This window comes from Leptolyngbya sp. AS-A5 (assembly GCF_039962495.1).
In the GTDB taxonomy this organism is placed as follows: Bacteria; Cyanobacteriota; Cyanobacteriia; order Leptolyngbyales; family Leptolyngbyaceae; genus Leptolyngbya.
The window spans coordinates 1-4,988 of record NZ_JAMPLL010000078.1; the positions used below are offsets into that span (position 1 = coordinate 1).

The window sequence follows — 4,988 nt, forward strand, 5'->3', positions numbered from 1 at the left end:
CAATTGCTTTGTCAACATTCTCGGCGGCTTGATTGCCTACTGCCATCAACCGAAGAAACCGTCCATTGCGCTCGACCACAATCTGCTGCTCCCGGCTTAACCCGAACTCAGGTTACTTTAGGTTCTAGGCAACCATAGTCAAAAGCCCTTTTCCAGCGATTGGAAAAGGGCTTTGCATTCTTCTAATTGTAAAAGATTTACTTTCTACTTCACTAGATGCAGCAGGTCGCGGACGACGCTGTAGCCAGCCAAGTCCCAAAGTAGATATGCGGTGAAACCGATCATCGCAAAGCGTCCATTCCAGAGTTCAGCTTGAGGCTTCCAACCAAATAAGAAAGCGTTGCGATCGGCTCCATTGTATGCTTCAGCGATTGGGGGTAATTCAGTTGCTTTGTTGGCTTGCATGATTAACATTCCTTAATGTTTTGTTATATCTCTATACTATTCGCGCATTCAACACTTGCTGTCTACCTTTAGAACCATTCCTGATTTATCTTGCTAGATTGGCGATCGCGTTTGCCAATTGCACTGAATCAATCGGCTTCGTCAGATGGAGCTGAAATCCAGCCTCGATCGAGAGCGGACGCTCTCGATCGCTAGCATAAGCCGTCAACGCGATCGCGGGAATCTGTCCGCCGACCTCAAGCAATCGGATTTGACGAATCAGGGAATAACCATCCTCTCTTGGCATTCCGATATCCGCTAAAAGCAAGTCGTATCGCTCAGGATTTTCGGTCAAAACTGCGATCGCGTCCCTTGCTGAGGCAACCATCATTACTTCAGCCCCAAAGTCTTCTAACAACCATTTAATCAAGTCGCGACTTCCCGCATCGTCATCGACGGCTAGAAGGCATAAGCCTGATAAAGACGGAGCTTCAGCGATCGATAAATCTAGTCGCTCTGCTGTATCGATTGATTCTAAATCAGTGGATGGTTTCTCTTCTTGAGATGAAGGTTCCGTCTGGATGGCATTCTGCGTGAAGTGCATCGGCAAATTGACAGTCAGGGTTGCGCCTTGATTCTCACCGGGACTTACCGCCCTAACAGTGCCACCGTGAAGCTCGACGAGATACCGCACGATCGATAGGCCGAGTCCGAGTCCCTGACTTGCTTTGGTGCTGCTAGAATCCCCTTGACGAAAGCGATCAAAGATATACGGCAGCAAGTCTGCCTTGATACCTTGCCCTGTGTCGTTGACTCGAATCTGCGCTTGACTGTCCACAAGTTCTAGCGTGACTTCCACTTCTCCACCGGATGGCGTGAACTTAATTGCATTCGACAAGAGATTCCAAAGCACTTGCTGTAAGCGATCGACATCGCCCACAACCATGACCGAAGTTAAATGCGAAACGAGTTGAATCGCCTTCGCATCTGCCGCTAGCTGCACCGACTCGATCGAACTTCTCACCACCATCGCCAGATCGAGTCGTCGAGTGTTGAGGTTCAGCTTTCCACTGATAATCCGTGACACATCCAGCAGATCATTGATCAACTGCGCTTGTGTTTTCGCACTGCGTTCAATCAGTTCGATCGCGCGAGCGGCAGCTTCTTCTTCTAGCTTGCGGGTGCGAAGAATTTGTGACCATCCCAGCATGATATTGAGCGGGTTTCGCAGTTCGTGGGAGAGGTTTGAGAGAAATTCGTCTTTGGCACGATTTGCCAGGTCTGATTCTTGACGAGCGGCTTGCTCTTGTTCAAGTAGACGCGATCGCTCGATTTCAAACTGTTTGCGCTCGGTAATATCTTCGATCTCCAGCAGAATTCGTTGAACATCACCTTCTTGGATGACTTTCCAACCGTTGAGCAACATGGTTCTCTGCCCAATGTGTTCAAATTGATGCTCGACCTCGAAGTTCTGAATCGGGGCATCATTGGCAAGCACGTCTTCTAAGCGCGATCGCAATTCGGGAATATTCCACTGCCCGTTACCCAGGTCAAAAATCAATGATTGTGCGGTTTCAGACGGTGAAACCTGAAACGTTTCATAGAACGATCGATTCGCTGTGTTGACTCGAAAATCCGACTCCAGCACCATCAATGGCACTTGCACTGTTTCCACGATCGCTTCTGCGTAGTTGCGGGCTTCTTCGAGCGTGGCGGCACTCCGTTTCAGCGCATCAATATCAATCATGACGATCACCACGCCATCGATTTGATTTTCGCTGGTGCGATATGGACGAATTCGGAGTGTGTACCAATGCCCGCCTTGCGTTTGAACTTCTAACTCTTTGACGCTCAGCGTGTCTAGGACTTCTAGAATCAACGGTTCTAAGTCGGGAACGTTGAGATTGACTCGAATATCGCTGAGGGGTCGTCCGGCATCAGCCGGAATGAAGTTGAACAAGCGTTGCGCCATTGGGGTAAACCGCCGAATGCGTAAATCGTTCGTCAGCATCAAAATCGGAATGTTAATGCTGGCAAGTAAATTAGTTAAATCGTTGTTGACCTGATGTAATTCCTGATTACGGCTGCGAAGTTCTTCGTTCGTGGTATTAAGTTCTTCGCTGGTGGCTTGAATCTCTTCTTTTGCCGTTTCTAACTCTTCGTTGGTACTTTGTAACTCCTCGTTGCTCGACAAAATTTCTTCGTTCACAACTTTGAGGTCTTGATTAATATGCTCCTGTTCTGAGATCACCGCTTGCAGATATTCGTGTATTGCCATCCGCTCTTGATTAGCGGAGGAAAGTTCCTGTCTCAGCCGAGCATTTTCACGCTCTAAATCTCCTGGTACGCCCTCACCCTCGATCGCATTGCTCACAATCGGAGGCGCTTCTTCAAACAGCACTAAAAAGTGACGTTCCTCGGTTGGAGTCTTAAATGGAATCACCTGAAGATTCACAATGCTTGATCGCTCTCCCTGTGTCAGATGTATCCCAGTCTTGGTGACGGGAATGTTTTGCCGTTGTGCCTGATGAATTGCGGCGCGTAGCTCGATCAGCAAGCCTTCTCGCGCCATGTTGAAGAGATTGAAGCTGGCAGTTCCAGGAACGAGTTTGAGATAGCGATCGATATCCCCCCGAAGTTGCAGAACTTCAATCTTGTCGTTGACCACCACTCCCACGGAAGCATAGTGAATCAAGAGCAGTTGATCCACCTTCTTCTGTAAGTCAAATCGCTCGATCGCAGCCGGGTTCACAGGAGGACGCTCATCGGGCTTCACGATCGAATGATTGCTGGTAACAAAGGAAAACGCCGGACGATTGGCGGTTAGTTTCTTGCCATAGAGTTTGCACTTTTTATCGACTACTGTAAATAAGTCAGAGTATTTCCCGGTGCTTTCGGATGTTCCCAAAAGCAAAAATCCAGTTGGATTAAGGCTGTAATGAAAGATAGGCATGACCCGTTTTTGCAGTGCCTCTCCGAGGTAAATCAGCACATTCCGACAGCTAATCAAATCTAAGTTAGAAAAGGGCGGATCACTACCTAAGTCCTGCCGTGCAAACACACACAGTTCGCGCACCGTCTTGTTGATTTGATAATTGCCGCCTTCCAGCGTATAAAAGAATCGGCGGCGGCGTCCTGGCGAAACATCCACCATTTGATTCTCGGAATAAATGCCCGCCCGTGCCTTGTGGATCGCCATCTCGCTAATGTCGGTGGCAAAAATCTGAATCGGGGGTTGAGTCGCTTTATCTGCCAAAAACTCTAGCAAACAAATCGCGATCGAGTAGACTTCCTCACCTGTCGAACAACCTGCCACCCAGATACGAATCGGAAATTCTGCCGGCTTATTTTGCGTAATAGTTGGAAAAACTTGTGCTTGCAGCAGTTCAAAAGCATCAGAATCACGGAAAAAGCTAGTAACGTGAATCAGAATTTCTTCATATAATGCTTGCACTTCAGCCGGATGCTCTTGTAAATACTCAGCATAATTCTCCAATCGCTCCAGTTTGTAGAGCACCATCCGACGCTGAATTCGTCGATCAATTGTGTTGGATTTGTAGTGGCTAAAGTCAACACCCGTCGTCGATCGCAGCAGCGCGAAAATTGTGAACAGTGCATCCTCGCTACTTTCAAGAGATTCCTCAGCCACAATCGACGACAATGGACGAGCGACAAAGGAATTGCGACTGAGATTTGCCAGTTCCTCGGCAATTTGTTGGGGCGGCAGCACAAAATCGACTGCGCCCGTCGCTACAGCCGTACTTGGCATCCCATCAAACTGTGCGGTTCCTTCACACTGAGCGAAGGTGATACCACCCGACGCTTTCACCGCCTTCAAGCCCACTGAACCATCGCTATCTGTCCCCGACAACACAACCGCGATCGCTTTATGTCCACGATCGGCGGCTAAGGACGCGAAAAAGGCATCACCCGGCATATATTTGCCATACACCTTTTCGCGGGCTGTGAGTTGCAGCGCTCCGTCATTCATCGTCATCTTCGTATTCGGTGGAATCACGAAGACTTGATTTGGCTTGATCGTCATGCCATCTTGCACTTCGTTGACAGGCATCTCCGTCACTCGATCTAATATCTCGCTCAACAAGCTTTTAGCATCGGGTGCTAAGTGCTGAATCAACACAAATGCCATTCCGGTATCAGTTGGTAGATGGCTCAGTAATTGTTTGAACGCTTCTAGTCCACCCGCAGAAGCAGCGATCCCCACGATCGGGAAGGGAGCATCAATTTCGGGCTGCGGCGTTAGATCAGACGCTCCCGTCGAAGGTTGGGGTGAATTCTGCGGCTCAGACGGGTTGGAGGTCATAGAATAAACCACTTAGCTGCAAAGCTGATGTTTTAGATCGGAATTCGACTGTAATTTCAAACTCTATAAGATCACAACTTGATCCTTCACCTTAAACAAGTTCCTAAAGAATGAGTTAATGAAAACAATGGTTCGGATAATTTTAGGATCAGCAGTAGACAGAAAAGGGTATTGTCAACTTAACCGATGTCAATCAAAATTGGGCACGATCATCCCTTGATCGCTAGCATCGCTTAATTTTACACAGCAGTTTTCAAGCAGGCGACTTCTCGCCAATCCT

2 protein-coding genes are annotated in these 4,988 nt (G+C 48.3%); both read right to left on the reverse strand.

Translation table 11 applies throughout. The features are described 5' to 3' along the window. Positions 1 to 204 precede the first annotated feature (204 nt). The gene (locus tag NC980_RS26140; RefSeq protein WP_190376892.1) at positions 205 to 405 is read right to left on the reverse strand and encodes a chlorophyll a/b-binding protein; all 201 of its coding nucleotides are present in this window, start codon (positions 403 to 405) and stop codon (positions 205 to 207) included. 85 nt (positions 406 to 490) lie between these two features. Beyond that, positions 491 to 4,708 (reverse strand): chemotaxis protein CheB, encoded by a 4,218-nt coding sequence (locus NC980_RS26145; RefSeq protein ID WP_190376893.1) that lies wholly within the window; start codon positions 4,706 to 4,708, stop codon positions 491 to 493. Between the last annotated feature and the right edge of the window lie 280 nt (positions 4,709 to 4,988).

Excerpts from the sequence above, each read along its gene's own strand:
- NC980_RS26145 (WP_190376893.1), bottom strand. The coding sequence starts at position 4,708 with ATGACCTCCAACCCGTCTGAGCCGCAGAATTCACCCCAACCTTCGACG.
- NC980_RS26140 (WP_190376892.1), bottom strand. The coding sequence starts at position 405 with ATGCAAGCCAACAAAGCAACTGAATTACCCCCAATCGCTGAAGCATAC.